This is a genomic window from Bradyrhizobium amphicarpaeae, assembly GCF_002266435.3.
Lineage (GTDB): Bacteria > Pseudomonadota > Alphaproteobacteria > Rhizobiales > Xanthobacteraceae > Bradyrhizobium > Bradyrhizobium amphicarpaeae.
In genome coordinates this window covers 613012-629388 of record NZ_CP029426.2, presented here as the reverse complement: position 1 = coordinate 629388, position 16377 = coordinate 613012, and the positions used below count along the sequence as shown (strand labels likewise).

15 protein-coding genes are annotated in these 16377 nt (G+C 65.0%); 9 read left to right on the top strand and 6 right to left on the bottom strand.

Annotated elements, in window-relative coordinates; all coding sequences use genetic code 11:
• Positions 1 to 14: 14 nt before the first annotated feature.
• Positions 15 to 788 (bottom strand): bifunctional 2-polyprenyl-6-hydroxyphenol methylase/3-demethylubiquinol 3-O-methyltransferase UbiG, encoded by a 774-nt coding sequence (gene ubiG, locus CIT40_RS03100; RefSeq protein WP_162307327.1) that lies wholly within the window; start codon positions 786 to 788, stop codon positions 15 to 17.
• A gap of 14 nt (positions 789 to 802) precedes the next feature.
• On the bottom strand, positions 803 to 1270 hold the full coding sequence (locus CIT40_RS03095) for a PH domain-containing protein (RefSeq protein WP_094890959.1): 468 nt from the start codon (positions 1268 to 1270) through the stop codon (positions 803 to 805).
• A 151-nt stretch (positions 1271 to 1421) separates the two neighbouring features.
• On the opposite strand from CIT40_RS03095, the gene CIT40_RS03090 reads away from it, so the two are divergent.
• The 3 genes from CIT40_RS03090 (at position 1422) to prfA (ending at position 6463) form a co-directional block, all read left to right on the top strand.
• Positions 1422 to 2678 (top strand): aspartate kinase, encoded by a 1257-nt coding sequence (locus tag CIT40_RS03090; RefSeq protein ID WP_094890960.1) that lies wholly within the window; start codon positions 1422 to 1424, stop codon positions 2676 to 2678.
• 372 nt (positions 2679 to 3050) lie between these two features.
• Positions 3051 to 5318, top strand: a complete 2268-nt coding sequence (ptsP, locus tag CIT40_RS03085; RefSeq protein ID WP_094890961.1) for a phosphoenolpyruvate--protein phosphotransferase — start codon at positions 3051 to 3053, stop codon at positions 5316 to 5318.
• A 59-nt stretch (positions 5319 to 5377) separates the two neighbouring features.
• Positions 5378 to 6463 carry a peptide chain release factor 1 gene (gene prfA, locus CIT40_RS03080; protein ID WP_094890962.1) on the top strand — a complete coding sequence of 362 codons (1086 nt, stop codon included), beginning with the start codon at positions 5378 to 5380 and terminating at the stop codon, positions 6461 to 6463.
• 21 nt (positions 6464 to 6484) lie between these two features.
• On the opposite strand, the gene CIT40_RS03075 is transcribed toward prfA, so the two are convergent.
• Positions 6485 to 6898: a MarR family winged helix-turn-helix transcriptional regulator gene (locus CIT40_RS03075; RefSeq protein ID WP_244611904.1), complete on the bottom strand. Its 414-nt coding sequence runs from the start codon at positions 6896 to 6898 to the stop codon at positions 6485 to 6487.
• 185 nt (positions 6899 to 7083) lie between these two features.
• The gene (locus CIT40_RS03070) at positions 7084 to 7482 is read right to left on the bottom strand and encodes a hypothetical protein (RefSeq protein ID WP_244611903.1); all 399 of its coding nucleotides are present in this window, start codon (positions 7480 to 7482) and stop codon (positions 7084 to 7086) included.
• A 457-nt stretch (positions 7483 to 7939) separates the two neighbouring features.
• Between CIT40_RS03070 and CIT40_RS03065 the strand changes: the two genes are divergently transcribed.
• The 4 genes from CIT40_RS03065 to CIT40_RS03050 all read left to right on the top strand — a co-directional run bounded on the left by CIT40_RS03065 (position 7940) and on the right by CIT40_RS03050 (position 12792).
• Entirely contained in the window at positions 7940 to 9271 is a 1332-nt protein-coding gene (locus tag CIT40_RS03065) for a substrate-binding protein (protein WP_094890965.1), read from the top strand.
• Positions 9272 to 9371: 100 nt separating this feature from the next.
• Entirely contained in the window at positions 9372 to 10247 is an 876-nt protein-coding gene (locus tag CIT40_RS03060; RefSeq protein WP_094890966.1) for a branched-chain amino acid ABC transporter permease, read from the top strand.
• A gap of 11 nt (positions 10248 to 10258) precedes the next feature.
• A complete protein-coding gene (locus CIT40_RS03055) occupies positions 10259 to 12097 on the top strand; it encodes a branched-chain amino acid ABC transporter ATP-binding protein/permease (RefSeq protein ID WP_094890967.1) in 1839 nt (612 codons plus the stop codon).
• Entirely contained in the window at positions 12094 to 12792 is a 699-nt protein-coding gene (locus CIT40_RS03050) for an ABC transporter ATP-binding protein (RefSeq protein WP_094890968.1), read from the top strand. The genes CIT40_RS03055 and CIT40_RS03050 overlap by 4 nt, the downstream gene beginning before the upstream one ends.
• A gap of 13 nt (positions 12793 to 12805) precedes the next feature.
• Here CIT40_RS03050 and CIT40_RS03045 read toward each other — a convergent pair whose 3' ends face one another.
• On the bottom strand, positions 12806 to 13231 hold the full coding sequence (locus CIT40_RS03045; protein WP_094890969.1) for an HIT family protein: 426 nt from the start codon (positions 13229 to 13231) through the stop codon (positions 12806 to 12808).
• A 90-nt stretch (positions 13232 to 13321) separates the two neighbouring features.
• Here CIT40_RS03045 and prmC point away from each other — a divergent pair, with 90 nt between their 5' ends.
• A complete protein-coding gene (gene prmC, locus CIT40_RS03040; RefSeq protein WP_094890970.1) occupies positions 13322 to 14218 on the top strand; it encodes a peptide chain release factor N(5)-glutamine methyltransferase in 897 nt (298 codons plus the stop codon).
• 459 nt (positions 14219 to 14677) lie between these two features.
• The gene (locus CIT40_RS03035) at positions 14678 to 15478 is read left to right on the top strand and encodes a DUF4167 domain-containing protein (protein WP_094890971.1); all 801 of its coding nucleotides are present in this window, start codon (positions 14678 to 14680) and stop codon (positions 15476 to 15478) included.
• Between the two features lie 78 nt (positions 15479 to 15556).
• Here the strand turns inward: CIT40_RS03035 and CIT40_RS03030 are convergent, their stop codons facing one another.
• Complete coding sequence (locus tag CIT40_RS03030; RefSeq protein WP_094890972.1) at positions 15557 to 16300, bottom strand: methyltransferase domain-containing protein; 744 nt, start codon at positions 16298 to 16300, stop codon at positions 15557 to 15559.
• Positions 16301 to 16377 lie beyond the last annotated feature (77 nt).

Sequence of the window (16377 nt, the reverse complement as noted above, 5' to 3'; positions counted from 1 at the left end):
GACTGCTTACGCCCTCACACCATCGCTTCCGCCACCACCATGTAGTTCACGTCCATGTCCGACGAGAGCGACCATTTATCGGCGAAGGGCGAGTAGACCACACCGGTCTGCTCGGTGATGACGAGGCGGTTGTCGAGCAAATATTTGGTCAGCTCGTCGGGGGTGACGAACTTGTTCCATTCGTGGGTGCCGCGCGGCAGCCAGCGCAGGACGTATTCGGCGCCGACGATGGCGAGCGCGAAGCTCTTCCAGTTGCGGTTCAGCGTCGAGACCACCATCAGGCCGTTCGGCTTCAGCATCGCGGCGCAACGCTTCAGGAAGACTCCCACATCGACGACATGCTCGACCACTTCCATCGCCAGCACGATGTCGAAGCGCTCGCGCGGATCGATCTCCTCCACCGTAGTGCAGCGGTAGTCGATCGCAAGATGGCCCTTGTCGGCATGCAGCTTAGCCGCGGCGATGTTGCTCTGGGACGGATCGACGCCGATGACCTGCGCGCCCAGCCGCGACAGCGGCTCGCACAGCAGGCCGGCGCCGCAGCCGATATCGAGCACGCGCAGGCCGCCGAGGCAGTTGAGGCTGCGCAAATTGCGCTCGAACTTGCGGCACGCGGCGTCGCGGATATAGCCGAGCCGCAGCGGGTTGATCCGGTGCAGCGGCGCCATCTTGCCGTTGGGGTCCCACCACTCCGCCGAGAGCTTCGAGAATTTGGCGATCTCGGCGGCATCGACGGTCGAGCCCTGCTGCGGGCTTGCGGTTGCGAAAGTATCTTGCTGCATGCTCATGGTTACGCGCGGTCCTACCGCGTGGTGATTGAACTACGGAAGGCGAGCGGCGAGGCGATGGTCTTGATCGTCTCGATCCCCTCACCGACACCCCGGATCGTCACGTCGCCGTAGTTGAGAATACGTCCAAGAATCGACTGGTCGACGTCGACGCTCTCGACCTTGTCCAGCGCCATCTCGAAGGTGCGGCGCTTGATGAACCCGGTCTTGTGCACAACCCTGAGGTTGGTGACGTCGGTCTCGGTGGTGAAGCGATGGAACCAGCCCTTCACGGTCCAGTACAGTGCGGCCAGAGCCGCGAGGCCGGAGGCGACGAGGCAGAGCAGCACGAGCCCTTCGACGATGGTTTGCCGAGATGCGACGAAGAACGCCAGGGCCACGATCCAGGCCACGATCGCCGGGAAATAGAAGATCCAGTGCGCATTGGTCGAATACAGCACCTTCTCGCCGGGCTGAAGAATCTCGTCGATATAGCGCGCCATGATCCCGGTTAACCCATTACCCCACACCCGGCCCCGCAGGAACCCGCTTGCCCCCGGCCGCGCCGCTATGTATACGCGCGGTCGGTATCCGCCGGCACCCGTCCGGTGCGGGTCACCATACTGATCCCTTTGAAGGAATGCACGCGTCGTCATGAGCCGCCTCGTGATGAAATTCGGCGGCACATCCGTCGCCAACATCGAACGTATCCGCAACGTCGCACGCCATGTGAAGCGTGAGGTCGACGCCGGCCATGAAGTGGCCGTGGTCGTCTCGGCGATGTCCGGAAAGACCAACGAGCTGGTGGCCTGGTGCACCGAGGCCTCGCCGATGCATGACGCGCGCGAATACGACGCCGTCGTCGCCTCCGGCGAACAGGTGACCTCCGGCCTGCTGGCGATCGTGCTCCAGAGCATGGGCATCCAGGCCCGCTCCTGGCAGGGCTGGCAGATCCCGATCAAGACCAGCGACGCCCACGCCTCGGCCCGGATCGAGGACATCGACGGCAGCGAGATCATCAAGCGTTTTAGGGATCGCAAGGAAGTCGCGGTCATCGCCGGCTTCCAGGGCATCAATCCTGAAACGAACCGCATCACCACGCTCGGCCGCGGCGGCTCCGACACCTCGGCCGTGGCGATCGCCGCCGCCGTCAAGGCGGATCGCTGCGACATCTACACCGACGTCGACGGCGTCTACACCACTGACCCGCGAATCGTGCCGAAGGCCAAGCGGCTCGACAAGATCGCGTTCGAGGACATGCTGGAACTGGCTTCCCAGGGCGCAAAAGTGCTCCAGGTCCGCTCGGTGGAACTCGGCATGGTCCACAACATGCCGATCTTCGTCCGCTCGAGCTTCGACAAGCCCGAGGATATCGACCCGCATGCCAACCAGCCGCCCGGCACGCTGATCTGCAGCGAGGAGGAGATCATGGAAAGCCACGTCGTCACCGGCATCGCCTTTTCGAAGGACGAGGCCCAGATCTCGGTACGCCAGATCGAGGACAAGCCGGGCGTCGCCGCGTCGATCTTCGGCCCGCTGGCGGATGCCAATATCAACGTCGACATGATCGTCCAGAACGTGTCCGAGGACGGCAAGACCACCGACCTCACCTTTACCGTGCCCGCCGCCGACTACACCCGGGCCAAGGACACGATTACCGCCGCCAAGGACAAGATCGGCTATATCCGGCTGGATACCGCCACCGACGTCGCCAAGATCTCGGTGATCGGCAGCGGCATGCGCAGCCATGCCGGCGTCGCCGCCCAGGCGTTCTCGGCCCTCGCGGGGCGGAATATCAATATCCGGGCCATTACAACCTCCGAGATCAAATTCTCGGTTTTGATCGACACCGCCTATACCGAGCTTGCGGTACGCACCCTGCACACGCTCTACGGTCTCGATCAGGCCTGAAGCGCGACCATCGTCACGCTTCAGGTTGTTGTTTGAGCATGGCCTTTCCGGAAAACCGCTTCGCACTTTTCCGGACCATGCATGGACTAATTTTCTCTTAGCGGTCGCAGCAAACGCGAAGGTATACACACCTTCGCGTTTGGCAGGCGTTTTGCTTGGCAAAACAAGCCCCAATTCGCTATACGGCGAACAGGGTGGGCTGCCGCAGACTGTGTCCCAGTTCAGGCCGCTGATTCGGTGCAAGCGCAAAATCTAAGACAAGATTTGAGTTTGCGCCTGCGCCGGACAGACAATTCGGTTGTTTTTCTGGGATTTTGGGCCAGCCGCCGGCCAATACCGCCGGGCCGGGCAGACGGAGGAGATTGACGGGACATGCGGAGCGCGTCGGGAGGTCCCCGCGTCTTGTTGAGACGGCTCCGCGAAACCATGGCGGAACAGGTCTCGGCCCAGGAGCGGCTGGACAAGATCGTGGTGCTGATCGCCGCCAACATGGTGGCCGAAGTGTGCTCGGTCTATGTGCTGCGCATCGACAATACGCTCGAGCTCTACGCCACCGAAGGCCTCAACCGCGAGGCTGTCCACCACACCGTGCTGAGCGCCCATGAGGGCCTGGTCGGCCTTGTCGCCAGCGAGGCGACGCCGCTCAATTTGAGCGATGCGCAAAGCCACCCGGCCTTCTCGTTCCGCCCCGAGACCGGCGAAGAAATCTATCACTCCTTCCTTGGCGTGCCGATCCTGCGCGCCGGCAACACGCTCGGCGTGCTGGTGGTGCAGAACCGCGCCAAGCGCAATTATGTCGAGGAGGAGCTCGAGGCGCTGCAGACCACCGCCATGGTGCTGGCGGAGCTGATCGCCTCCGGCGAGCTCTCGGCGCTGGCCCAGCCCGGCCAGGAGCCCGCCGCGCGCCACTCCGCACAGAAGGTCGGTGCGATCCTGTCGGAAGGCATCGCGCTCGGCCATGTCGTGCTGCACGAGCCGCGCGTCGTCATCAAGGATTACATCGCGGAGGACCTGCCCAAGGAAATCAAGCGGCTCGACACCGCGCTCGCCAAGCTGCGCGCCGATCTCGACCGCATGCTGGAGCGCGGCGATGTCGCCGAGGGCGGCGAGCATCGCGAGGTGCTGGAAGCCTACCGCATGTTCGCCAACGACCAGGGCTGGTCGCACAAGCTGCACGAGGCGGTTGCCACCGGCCTCACCGCGGAAGCCGCCGTCGAGCGCGTGCAGTCCGACACCCGCGCGCGCATGCTGCGCTCGACCGATCCCTATTTGCGCGACCGGCTGCACGATCTCGAGGATCTCGGCTACCGCCTGATGCGTCAGCTGGTCGGCCAGGACCACGCGCCGTCACGCGAGCAGCTGCCCGACAACGCCATCGTCATCGCGCGCGCGATGGGGCCGGCGGCGCTGCTCGACTACGACCGCAAGCGCCTGCGCGGCATCATCTTGGAGGAAGGCACCGCCAATTCCCACGTCTCGATCGTGGCGCGCGCACTCGGCATCCCCGCGGTCGGCGAAGTGCCGAACGCGCCGGGAATCGCCGATCCCGGCGACGCCGTCATCGTCGACGGCACATCCGGCATGATCTATGTGCGCCCGTCGCAGGAGGTCGAGGCGGCCTTCGCCGAGCGCGTGCGCTTCCGCGCCCGCCGCCAGGCGCAATATCTGGCGCTGCGCGACCGGCCCTGCGTCACCAGGGACGGCCAGAAGGTCGAGCTGATGATCAACGCAGGTCTCGCCATCGACCTGCCGCATATCGAGGACACCGGCAGCGCCGGCATCGGCCTGTTCCGCACCGAGCTGCAATTCATGGTCGGCCAGAGCCTGCCGCGCACCAGCGACCAGCTGGCGCTGTATCGCACCGTGCTGGATGCCGCCGGCACCAAGCCCGTTACCTTCCGCACCCTCGACATCGGCGGCGACAAGGCGCTGCCCTATATGGAAGCGGTGATCGAGGAAAATCCCGCGCTGGGCTGGCGCGCGATCCGGCTCGGGCTCGATCGTCCCGGCCTGCTGCGCGGCCAGATCCGCGCGCTCTTGCGCGCCGGCGGCGGCCGCGCGCTGCGCATCATGTTCCCGATGATCTCGGAGGTCGCCGAGTTCGACTCGGCGAAGGCTCTGGTCGAGCGCGAGCTGACATATCTGCGCCAGCACGGCCATACGCTGCCGGAGCGGATCGATATCGGCACCATGGTCGAGGTCCCCGCGCTGCTCTATCAGCTCGACGAGCTGCTGAGGAAGGTCGACTTCATCTCGGTCGGCTCCAACGATCTGTTCCAGTTCCTGTTCGCGGTCGACCGCGGCAATGCCAAGGTCTCCGAGCGCTTCGACACCATGTCGGCGCCGATCCTGCGTGTGCTGCGCGAGATCGCGCGCAAGTCGAACGCTGCGAAGAAGTCGTTGTCGCTCTGCGGCGAGATGGCCTCGAAGCCGATCGGCGCGCTCGCCCTGATCGCGATGGGCTATCGCTCGCTGTCACTGTCGGCGACCGCGCTCGGCCCGGTCAAAGCGCTGGTCATCGACCTCGACGCGAAAAAGGCCGAGGCGATGCTCGACCCGCTGCTGGATGCGCCCTCCGGCAGCGTCTCGATCCGGCAGAAGCTGACGGAATTTGCCGAGGCCGAAGGCCTGGCGTTGTAGCGGGCCTGTCCGCGTCTCTTCGCCGCCTCGCTTCCCTCCGCTTTTTTGAGACCAAATCGATGTCGTCGCTCCCCGAAGCCAAACTGGACGTCCTGCTCGCGCACCACGCCTCGCTCGAGGCCGAATCGCTGGGACAACTCCCCTCCGAGCGTTATGTGCAGGTCACGCGTGAGCTCGCCGAGATGACGCCGCTGATCGAGGCGGTGAAAACATATCGCTCCGCGGTCAAGGAACTCGCCGACACCGAGGCGCTGATGGCCGATCCCGCGACGGACGCCGAGATGCGCGGCATGGCGGAAGCCGAGCGCGGCGAGCTGACAGCCAAGATCGAGGAGCTCGTCCAGAATATCCGGGTCGCGCTGCTGCCCAAGGACGCCATGGACGACCGCAACGTGGTGCTCGAAATCCGCGCCGGCACCGGCGGCGACGAGGCCTCGCTGTTCGCCGGCGATCTGTTTCGGATGTATGAGCGCTTCGCGAGCCTGCAGGGCTGGAAGGTCGAGGTGATCTCGGCCAGCGAAGGCACCGTCGGCGGCTACAAGGAAATCATCGCGGAGGTGCAGGGCCGCGGCGCGTTCTCGAAACTGAAGTTCGAGTCCGGCGTGCACCGGGTGCAGCGCGTTCCCGACACGGAAACGCAGGGACGCATTCACACCTCCGCCGCCACCGTCGCCGTGATGCCGGAGGTCGAGGAGGTCGACGTCGAGATCAAGAACGACGATCTGCGCATCGAGACCATGCGCGCGCAAGGCGCCGGTGGCCAGCACGTCAACAAGACCGAATCGGCGATCCGCATCACCCACATCCCGACCGGGATCGTGGTGATGATGCAGGACAGCCGCTCGCAGCACAAGAACAGGGCTTCGGCCATGAACATCCTGCGCTCGCGCATCTACGACGCCGAACAGCAGCGCCTCGACGCCGCACGCTCGGCCGAGCGCAAGGAGAAGGTCGGCTCCGGCGACCGCTCCGAGCGCATCCGCACCTACAATTTTCCGCAAGGGCGCGTCACCGACCACCGCATCAATTTGACGCTCTACAAGCTGCCGCAGGTGATCGCGGGGGAAGCGCTGGGCGAACTAATCGACGCGCTGACCACCGAGCATCAGGCAGCCCAGCTCGCCGCCCAAGGCGCGGCGGCCTGAACGGCAGCGATCGCTGCGAAATCAGCCCTCGCTGGAGACCCGGAACGACTTCAACAGACGGCTCAAGGCCGGGCTCGCGGCACGGCGGAGCTCTTCGAGATTCTTCCGCGAGAGCGCCCGAAGCTTCTGCTCACCCTTCTTGGTCAGCTTGAGGTGCACGCGCCGGGCGTCGTCGGGGTCGGCAAGCCTGCTGACCAGCCTGAGCTTGGCCAGACGGTCGACCAGTTCGACTGCGGAATGATGCCGGACCAGCAGGAAGCGCGCGACGTCGCCGACGGTCGCAGGTCCCGGACGCACAAAGCCCTTGATGCCGAGCAACGCCTGGTGCTGGGTCGGCGTCAATCCCTCCTTCGCCGCGGCCTGCTCGCTGAAGGCCAAGAAGCTCCGGATCTGGTAGCGGAACTGCGCCAGCGCCGCGTAATCGGCGTCTCGCATCGTACGGCTGCTGGAGCGCGGTGTGGTTGTCGTCGCCTTGGATCGCTGCGCCCGCATGACTGGACCGTGCCTTGCCGCCCTGCCTCGGGCTCCCAGCTCGAGAAGGCGGGCGACCTAGCCAAAAGTAGCAAGCCGCCGTCCCGAATGGAACCGGACGATGTCGTGGATGCACAGCTATCCGGTCGTTATTCGAAGCTCGACAGCAGGATCTTCACCAGGATGACCTGAAAGGCGATCGGAATGCGGACGCTTTTCCGCCTGATCGAACGCTGCAGCGCACCGGCGATCTCGGCGCTGGTCAGGCTGCCGGCCGACGCATTGGCGATCAACTCGCCCCACATCTGCGACAGCGAGCCGCCCGGCGGCAGCACCGGGCTGATGGTCACGCCACAGCCCTGCGCCCAGTCCACGATCTCCCGCATGGTATGAGGACCGCAATTGCGCGCCGTCGCGAGGCGTTCGGCCGTCAGCGCGCGAAGCAATTTGTGTGAGGGCGACCAAGTTCCCTTCGGCGCCTGTTCGCCGGTGAGTTCGACCGCGAGTTCCTTCAACACGTTCTGGGCGCGCACGCTGAGCTTCTGCATCGGGCCGGGCTCGCGCCTTGAATGAACGCTGCCGCCGACGACGAGCGCGTGTCGGCCGGGCCGATTGCGCGGTTCGGCAGTGCGGGCGGCATCGCCAGGCTGCGCCGCCGCATGCTGATCGTTCCCCTCCGTTGCCTGTCGCTCCGCCGCTTGCGGCCATGCTTGCTGCTTCCGGGAACCCGCCACTGGTGTCTGCCGCGCCATTTTGCTCCGCCGAACCCGCCAGCCTCGTACTCACAAAGACTAATATATATCGTTATCCGATATGTTTTCACGCGATAATCTCGATCGTTCGACCAAAGACGAAATTGACAGAAGGTGTTCACAAGCAATGTTTACGTCCAGGAGCCACACGCGGATGTGACGTGCCCGGTGCAGGCAGGCCCTTCGAGGCCGGCTGCCGCCGGACAGGTCGTGCTTTGCCTGCAAACAAGAACGATATCCGGAGGAAACGATCATGACTGACCAACTCATTCGCCGTGGCCTCTCGCGCCGCGGCCTGCTCCAGACCACGGCGGGCCTCATCGGCGGCTCGGTGCTGCCTGCGATGCCCGCCTTTGCCGAGGACAAGCCGATCGGCTCGTATCCCGCAGGCGTTTCGGGTTCCACCGCCTTCATCGGCATCTCGGTGCCGCGCACCGGAACCTATGCCGTTCAGGGCGAGGACGAGCTCAAGGGCTATCAGCTCGCTATCGAGCACATCAACAGCGGTCACGACCTGATCAAGAAGATCTCGCCGAAGACCAGCAAGGGCGTGCTCGGCAAGGAGCTGAAATTCGGCGTCGCGGATTCCGCAGCCAAACCGAACGAGGCGGTGCAGGCACAGCAGCGTTTCATCAGCGAGAACAAGGCGATCATGATCACCGGCGGTACCTCGAGCGCCGTTGCGGTCGCACTCAACAAGCTCGCCCAGCGCGAGAAAGTGATCTTCGTCTGCGGCATCTCCGGGTCGAACGACACCACCGGCAAGGACTGCGTCCGCTACGGCTTCCGCCAGAATTTCTTCGGCCAGACCGCCGCGGCGGCGATCGGCCCCGTCATGGTCAGGGAGTTCGGCAAAGGCAAGAAGGCTGCGTATCTCACGCCTGACTACACCTACGGTCACACCGTCACCAAGTCGATGCAGGACTTCCTCGCAACCGCCGGCTGGACCACCGTGACCAACCAGGTCGCCCCGCTCGGCGCGCCCGATTATTCCTCCTATCTGCTGAACGTCGCGAATTCCGGCGCCGACGTGCTGATCAACGTCAACTGGGGCCACGACGCGGTGCTGTCGACCCAGCAGGCCAAGCAGTTCGGCGTGCTCGACAAGATGAAGCTGGTCGTCCCCTACCAGGTGCCCTTCATCGCGCGCGAGACCGGTGGGCTGATGCAGGGCGTCTACGCCGCGACCGACTATTGGTGGACGATCGAGGACAAGTTCCCGCTCGCCAAGATGTTCAACGAGGCTTTCGAGAAGAAGTACGGCTACAAGCCGGAATGGGGCGCGGAGAACGCCTATGTCAGCTTCGCGCATTGGGCGCACATGTGCGAGCAGGCCGGCAGCTTCAACCCGCCCGACGTGATCAAGGCCTATGAAAAGGGCGAGACGCTGCCGTCCCTGGTCGGCGACGTGCACTACCGCCCCGAGGACCATCAGTGCGTTCGCCCCGTGCTCATCGTCAAGGGCAAGCAGCAGAAGGACATGAAGAACAAGGAAGACTGGTACGACGTGGTCGAGATCGTCCCGGGCGAAGGCTTGATGCAGAAGCCGGACGCCTTCGGCTGCCATCCCGGCGACTACAGCTGAGCTCGCGCTAACCCCCTGTGACGCCGCAGGCCGCTTCCGGCTCCTGCGGCGTCACCCTTTTTTGCGCACCGCCGGAACGCGCCACAACCGTGACCATCGCATGATCAGTTGGCCCAACCTCGTCTCGCAGCTCTTCAACGGGCTCGCGCTCGGCGCGCTGCTCGCGCTGATCAGCTCCGGCCTGACCATCATCTACGGCACGCTCGGCGTGCTCAACCTCGCGCATGGCGCGATGTTCATGATCGGCGGCTATGCCGGCTTCGTCGCCTACCAGTACACGGAATCGTTCATCATCGCCGTGATCGCCGGCTCCCTGTTTGTGATGCTGCTGGGCGTCGCGATGGAACGCGTCATCATTCGCCATTTCTATCATCGACCGCACGAGGATCAGCTGCTCGTGACGTTCGGGCTCGGCATCTGCTTCGTCGAAATCATCCGGTTGATCTTCTCCAGCCAGTCGCAGCTGGTCCCGCCGCCGGCGATATTCCAGGGCATTACCAATCTCGGCTTCATGTTCTATCCGACCTACCGCCTCGCCGTGGTCGGCATCGTCGCGATCGCGCTCGGGGCGCTGTTCATCATCCTCTACCGGACCCGGCTCGGCATGATCGTGCGGGCCGGCATCGAGGATTCGGTGATGGTGGATTCGCTCGGCATCAACGTCTATCGCGTCTTCATGGTGGTGTTCGGCATCGGCGCGATGGCCGCCGGCTTTGCCGGCATCGTCAACGCGCCAGTGGTGTCGCTGACACCGGGCATCGGTGACGACATCCTGGTCCAGACCTTCGTGGTGGTGGTGATCGGCGGCGTCGGCTCGTTTCCGGGCGCGATCCTCGGCGGCCTGATCGCCGGCGAGATCATCAGCGTCACCTCCATGTTCAACCCCGGCTACGCCTATGTGATGCTGTTTGCGGCAATGACGCTCGTGCTCGTGGTGCGACCGCATGGCCTGCTCGGCGTCCAGGGCCGCGAGTAAGTGATTTCCTGATGCTCAAGCAACGCCCGTTCCTGATCGAGACACTGACGGCCATCGGCCTGATCATTGCTCCCTTCGTGCTGCCACATCTCGGCTTCGCACCCAACACCGTCAACCGGATCCTGGTCTGGGGCCTGTTCGGCCTCGGCTTCGACATCCTGTTCGGCTTCACCGGGCTGCTGTCGTTCGGCCAGTCCGCCTTCTACGGCACCGGCGGCTTCGTCGCGGCCTACCTCCTGACCCGCGCCGGCTTCGGCAACGTGCTGGGCGCGCTGGTCATCGGCATGATCGCGGCGGCGGCGACCGGCTATCTGATCGGCCTGATCGCGCTGCGCCGGACCGGCATCTACTTCGCCATGATCACGGTGGCGATCGCGGAAGTGTTCTTCTTCGTCGAATTCAATCCGCTCTCCGATTTCACCGGCGGCGAGAACGGTCTGCCGGGGGTACCGACGCCGAGCTTCAATCTCGGCTTCACCACGCTCCACTTCACCAATGGCTGGTCGCTCTACCAGTTCATCGCGCTGTGCTACTTCATCGGTGTCATCATCGCGCTCAGGATCGTGCGCTCGCCGGTCGGCGCCATTTTCAGCGCGATCCGGGACAATCCGCTGCGCGCCACCGCGGTCGGGCACAACATCCACGGCTACAAGCTGACCGCTTTCGTGATCGCCGCCGCTTACGCCGGTTTCGCCGGCGGCCTGCTCGGCGTGCTCCAGGCCTTCATGCCGCCTGATGCCTTCACCTTCGACACGTCCGGCCAGCTGGTGATGCAGACCGCCATTGGCGGCCGAGGCACGCTGTTCGGGCCGCTGGTCGGCGCGACCGTCTGGCTGTTCTTGCAGGATTTCCTCCAATCCGCGCTGGGCCTGGGTGCCGCCTGGAAGCTGGTGCTCGGCGTCGTGTTCGTGCTGCTGGTGTGTTTCCTGCGCGGCGGCATCATCGGCGGTCTAGCGGACCTTTATCGCCTCGTCTCCGGCAGGCGTCAGCGGCGCGATACGGAGGCCGAGCCGGACGCCGAGACGACAGCGCAACCCGCGCCGGCGCCGATGCAGGCCAAGGAGGTCGCGCACCCCGCTTATTCCGGGCCGATCCTGAAAGCCACCGGCCTCACCAAGCGCTATGGCGGACTCGTCGCCAACAGCGACATCGATTTCAGCGTCAATCAGGGTGAGCTGCGCGGCATCATCGGTCCCAACGGCGCCGGCAAATCGACCTTCTTCAAGATGTTGACCTGCGAGATCGCTCCGACATCGGGCCAGATCGTGTTCGAGGGGCGCGACATCACGGGATTGAAGGTCACCGAGGTTTGCCAGCTCGGGCTCACCAAGAGCTATCAGGTCAACCAGCTCTTCACCGGCCTCACCGTACGGGAGAATCTGACGATCGCCGCACTCGCCGAGCTGCGCGGCAAGTTCCGCCTCGATCTCTTCCGCAAGCTCTCCAGCGTCAAAGGCCTGACGGAGCAGGTGGAGCATACGCTCGCCTTGGTCAATTTGACCCGCCGCGCCGACACGCCGGTTGCCGAACTCGCTTATGGCGAGAAGCGCAGGCTCGAGATCGGACTCGCGCTCGCCACCTCGCCGCGCCTGCTGCTGCTCGACGAGCCGCTCGCGGGCATGAGCCCGCGCGAGCGGGTCGAGACCGTCAAGCTGCTCAAATCGATCGCGCGCGGCCGCACCATGATCATCATCGACCACGACATGGATTCGATGTTCGAGCTGGTCGAACGCGTGACGGTTCTCCAGGAGGGCAAAGTGCTGGTCTCCGGTACGCCGGAGGAAATCAAGACCAACGCCGCGGTGCAGGAGGCCTATCTCGGCGGCGTGCATGGGGAGATCGCCGCATGAGCCTGATCGAGGTCAACGGCTTGAACAGCTATTACGGCGATTCCCACATCCTGTTCGACGTCGCCATGCACGTCGAACGTCACGAGGTGGTGGCGCTGCTTGGCCGCAACGGCGCCGGCAAGAGCACGACGCTGAAGAGCCTGATGGGCGTCGTGACGCCGCGCAGCGGCAGCGTGAAGTTCGACGGCGTCGATATCGCCGGACGCAGGAGCCACAGGATCGCGCAGGCGGGAATGCAGCTCGTGCACGAGGAGCGCCGCGTCTTCGGCAGCCTGTCGGTGGAGGAGAACATCGTCCTTGCCGGGATCACCGCGCCGAAGCGCTGGCCGCTCGGCCGCATCTACGAGATGTTTCCGCGGCTGAAGGAGCGGCGCAGCAACCGCGGCACCGAGCTCTCCGGCGGCGAGCAGCAGATGCTCGCGATCGCGCGGGCGCTGGTGCGCGATCCCAAGATCGTGCTGCTCGACGAGCCGTTCGAGGGACTTGCACCCGTCATCGTCCACGATCTCGTCAAGGCCTGCCGCGAGCTGGCGGCGGCCGGCCAGACCATCGTGCTGGTCGAGCAGAACCTGGCCGCGACGCTGGCGCTGGCGAGCCGGATCTACATCATCAACAACGGCCACATCGTCCACGAGGGCCCGGCTCAGGAGCTCAAGGCCCAGCCGGAGCTGCTGCAGCGCTATCTCGGCGTCTGATCGGTCGCCGCAATCAGCTGCCAAGCGCCGCGATCATCCGCTTGGCGTGGTCGGCGAGCACGGCCATATCTTCCTTGCGCGTCTGCGCCGGCAACAGTTCGACGCCGGCCCTGACAGGCATGACGTGCATGTGCAGGTGAAGCACCACCTGCCCGCTGGCCGGTTCGCTGAACTGCTGGAGGATGATCCCCTCCGCGTCGAACGCCTTCATCGCCGCAAGCGCGATCCGCTTGGCCGTCCGGGCGACGGCGGCGAGATCGTCCTCCGCGATATCCAGAATGCCGCGCGCCGGCGCCCGCGGAATCACCAGCGTGTGCCCGGGCGCGCGCGGCATGATGTCAAGGAAGGCCAGGCTGCGGTCGTCCCTGAAAACCTCGAAGCAGGGGATCTCGCCGCGCAGGATCTTTGCGAACAAATTCTGGTCGTCATAGGCCGTCATGGACCCCTCCACGCTAGCGAGGCGCGATCAAACGCGCTCCTTTCCGTTGACGCAAGCAAGCCTGCCGATCTATCCACGATGCCAGGCAGGATGGTTCCATTGACGACAGGCTTCGGTCCCGGACATGACGTCGAGAGTGCGCGGCGCGCGCTCGCGGCACGGCTGCGATCGGCCGGCATCGAAGAGGCGGCCCTCGATGCGCGCCTGCTCGTCGGGGCCGCACTGGAGCTCGATCTGACCGGCATGGTGACGCAGGCATCGCGACAACTCACGCCTGACGAAGCCACGCGGCTCGAACGATACGCGCAGCGCCGGCTCGCGCATGAGCCGGTCGCCCGCATTCTCGGCACGCGGGAGTTCTGGGGCATGCCGTTGCGGTTGTCCGAGGCGACGCTGGTCCCGCGGCCGGACACCGAGACCGTCGTCGAGCTCGCGCTCGAGATTTTTCGCGGGCTGGCGATTTCGGGCCGGGGCCCGCGCATCGCAGATATCGGCGTCGGATCCGGCGCCATCCTGCTCGCATTGCTGCGCGAGATTCCCGATGCGTTCGGGGTCGGCACCGATGTCAGCCTGATGGCGCTCGATACGGCGAGCGACAACGCGGTCGCCCTCGGCCTCGCCCGCCGCGCCGGCTTCGTCGCCTGCTCCTATCTGGCGGCGCTGCGTGGCCCGTTCGATCTCATCGTCTCGAACCCGCCCTATATTCCCTCCGCCGAAATCCCGACCCTGAGCATCGAGGTGCGCGAGCACGATCCGCGTCTGGCGCTCGACGGCGGCAATGACGGATATGACGCCTATCGCGTCTTGATCCCGCAGGCCGCCGAGCGTCTCGCCCCCGGCGGAGCGCTGATTGTCGAGGCCGGACAGGGGCAGGCCCGGACGATTGAAACCTTGATGACGGCCGGCGGGTTAACGGTGGACAGGCCACCCAAGGCCGACCTGGCGGGCATTCCGCGTGCCGTTTCGGCCCGAAAAATGCCCCCATAAAAGCCGGATTGGCCTGCAAAAAGCTCTTGGAATATCCCTTGGGAACGACTACGTTCCAATCAATAGATCGGTGCCGGCCCCGTAGACCTACGGGCGAAAGCCGGGCTCTCGGGCGAGAGCTTTACTGATAAAGGTTCCAAGCCGCAGGTCCTGTGAAGCGCGATAGCCAGTGGAGCTGCGCTGCTCTCCGACCGCAAAGTGAACGAAAGCCTGATATTGCGCTTGAAGATTTACGCAACACAGCTGGGCTTGTTTCGGCAGGCAAAATGAATGGATTCGCTGGCGATCAGTGCTGGCGGGTGGGGAACGCGTCTTTGTTGCGCGACGGTCGACGAACATCGGCAGGGTTCGATCCGCTCTTGCGCGCGGTGCGCGCGAGCGATGTGAACCGCTGTCACCAGGTCACTCCTAGCAATCAGTAACGCGTGCAACGTTTAGGGCTGGAATTAAAGGCAGGACATGAGAAACGGTCAGAACAAGCAGCGGATGCGCAACCGCAACAATAACAATAACAACAACAACAATAACCGGCGCAGCCAGAACCCGATGACCCGGGTCTACGAGTCCAACGGACCCGACATCAAGATCCGCGGCACCGCCTCGCACATCGCCGAAAAGTATCTCCAGCTGGCCCGCGACGCGCGTTCCTCCGGTGATCCCGTTGCGGCCGAGAACTACTACCAGCACGCCGAGCATTATTTCCGCCTGATCGCCGCGGCCCAGGAACAGTTCCGCCAGAACCAGCAGCCGCGCGGCGACGAGCCGATCAGCAGCAATAGCGACGACGGCGACGACGACGGCGAGAATTTCTCGAATTTCGGCCAGGAGCCGGGCTTCGTCCCGCAGCCGCAACAGCAGCAGCCTTTCGCGCGCGACCGCGACGGCCAGCGCGAACATCACCAACGTGATCATCAGCCGCGCGACAACCAGCCCTATCAGCGTGAGAACCAGCAGCCGCGCGAGCACCGCGAGCGCGAGCATCGTCCGCAGCCGCAATACCAACCCCAGCCTCAGCCGCTGCCGCTGAATCAGCCGCAGCCCGTCGTTGCCGACGCCGGCAGCGTCGACCGTCTGCCCTCCTTCATCACCGGCCCGCAGCCGCAGGTGAACGGCGGCGCGAATGGCGGCCAGCCCGGTTTCGAGGGCGGTGCCGGCGGTGGCGAACGCTTCCCGCGCCGGCGACGCCGGCCGCATGGCCCGCGCCCCGAGCGCGAGGCAGCTCCAGCCGCATCCGGCGACGATCTCGCGCCCAGCGAGTAAGCGAGCCTCTTCTGATCGACTAATATGGAATCGTCCCGGCCTCGCCGGGACGATTTGTTTTTGACGGGAGAGTTGACGCTAGCCGCGCGTCGCCGTCGTTGAGGACGGCACCAGCACGGGCTTTGCAAGCGACGGAATGAGCCGCGCCCGCTGCTTGGCGGGGATCGCGCGGTAGACCTGCTTGGTCGCCTCCACGATATGGACGCCGGCAAAGGGCAGCGACAGTGCCGCACCGGCGCGCTCCCACATCTGCGCCGATTTCAGCACCCAGCCGCCGGCATAAGGCGGCATGAACAGCGCCTCGCCCCAGGCGGTCGGCGTGAACCAGGTCTGGCGCAATAGATCGGTGATCTGCGAGCGTGAATAGGGCCGGCCGTGGCCGAACGGCGTGCTGTCGGTGCGGGTCCACACCCCGCGCCGGTTCGGTATCACTGCGATCACGCGCCCCGACGGCGACAGCACGCGCCAGACCTCGCGGAGCAGCGCGGCCGGATCGTCCGACATCTCCAGCGCATGAACCAGCAGGATGCGGTCGACCGCGGCGTCAGGAAGCGGCAGCGAGAACTCGTCGACCAGCGAGGCCAGCGCCGGCCGCCCCGTCGGCCATTTCAGGACACCCTGGGCCGCCGGCATAAAGGCGAGGCAGCGCTCGGCATCTTCGCGGAACAACCCCAGATAGGGCGTGGGATAGCCGAGGCCGAGCACGCGCTGGCCTTCCGCGCTCGGCCAGCGTTCCCTGATGCCGCGATTGATCATTTGCCGGGCCACGATCCCGAGGCGGCGGGAATAGAACTCGCGGAGGTCGACGACGTCGATGGTCATGACGGCAATGTAACATGCACGAGAGCGCCGCCGCGCGCGGAATATTGCATTGCCTGCGCAACGTTAACGCCATATTT

What these genes read in the sequence shown, in the direction of transcription:
- ubiG (WP_162307327.1), bottom strand. Translation starts at nt 788, where the DNA reads ATGAGCATGCAGCAAGATACTTTCGCAACCGCAAGCCCGCAGCAGGGC.
- CIT40_RS03095 (WP_094890959.1), bottom strand. Translation starts at nt 1,270, where the DNA reads ATGGCGCGCTATATCGACGAGATTCTTCAGCCCGGCGAGAAGGTGCTG.
- CIT40_RS03090 (WP_094890960.1), top strand. Translation starts at nt 1,422, where the DNA reads ATGAGCCGCCTCGTGATGAAATTCGGCGGCACATCCGTCGCCAACATC.
- ptsP (WP_094890961.1), top strand. Translation starts at nt 3,051, where the DNA reads ATGCGGAGCGCGTCGGGAGGTCCCCGCGTCTTGTTGAGACGGCTCCGC.
- prfA (WP_094890962.1), top strand. Translation starts at nt 5,378, where the DNA reads ATGTCGTCGCTCCCCGAAGCCAAACTGGACGTCCTGCTCGCGCACCAC.
- CIT40_RS03075 (WP_244611904.1), bottom strand. Translation starts at nt 6,898, where the DNA reads ATGCGAGACGCCGATTACGCGGCGCTGGCGCAGTTCCGCTACCAGATC.
- CIT40_RS03070 (WP_244611903.1), bottom strand. Translation starts at nt 7,482, where the DNA reads ATGCAGAAGCTCAGCGTGCGCGCCCAGAACGTGTTGAAGGAACTCGCG.
- CIT40_RS03065 (WP_094890965.1), top strand. Translation starts at nt 7,940, where the DNA reads ATGACTGACCAACTCATTCGCCGTGGCCTCTCGCGCCGCGGCCTGCTC.
- CIT40_RS03060 (WP_094890966.1), top strand. Translation starts at nt 9,372, where the DNA reads ATGATCAGTTGGCCCAACCTCGTCTCGCAGCTCTTCAACGGGCTCGCG.
- CIT40_RS03055 (WP_094890967.1), top strand. Translation starts at nt 10,259, where the DNA reads ATGCTCAAGCAACGCCCGTTCCTGATCGAGACACTGACGGCCATCGGC.
- CIT40_RS03050 (WP_094890968.1), top strand. Translation starts at nt 12,094, where the DNA reads ATGAGCCTGATCGAGGTCAACGGCTTGAACAGCTATTACGGCGATTCC.
- CIT40_RS03045 (WP_094890969.1), bottom strand. Translation starts at nt 13,231, where the DNA reads ATGACGGCCTATGACGACCAGAATTTGTTCGCAAAGATCCTGCGCGGC.
- prmC (WP_094890970.1), top strand. Translation starts at nt 13,322, where the DNA reads ATGGTTCCATTGACGACAGGCTTCGGTCCCGGACATGACGTCGAGAGT.
- CIT40_RS03035 (WP_094890971.1), top strand. Translation starts at nt 14,678, where the DNA reads ATGAGAAACGGTCAGAACAAGCAGCGGATGCGCAACCGCAACAATAAC.
- CIT40_RS03030 (WP_094890972.1), bottom strand. Translation starts at nt 16,300, where the DNA reads ATGACCATCGACGTCGTCGACCTCCGCGAGTTCTATTCCCGCCGCCTC.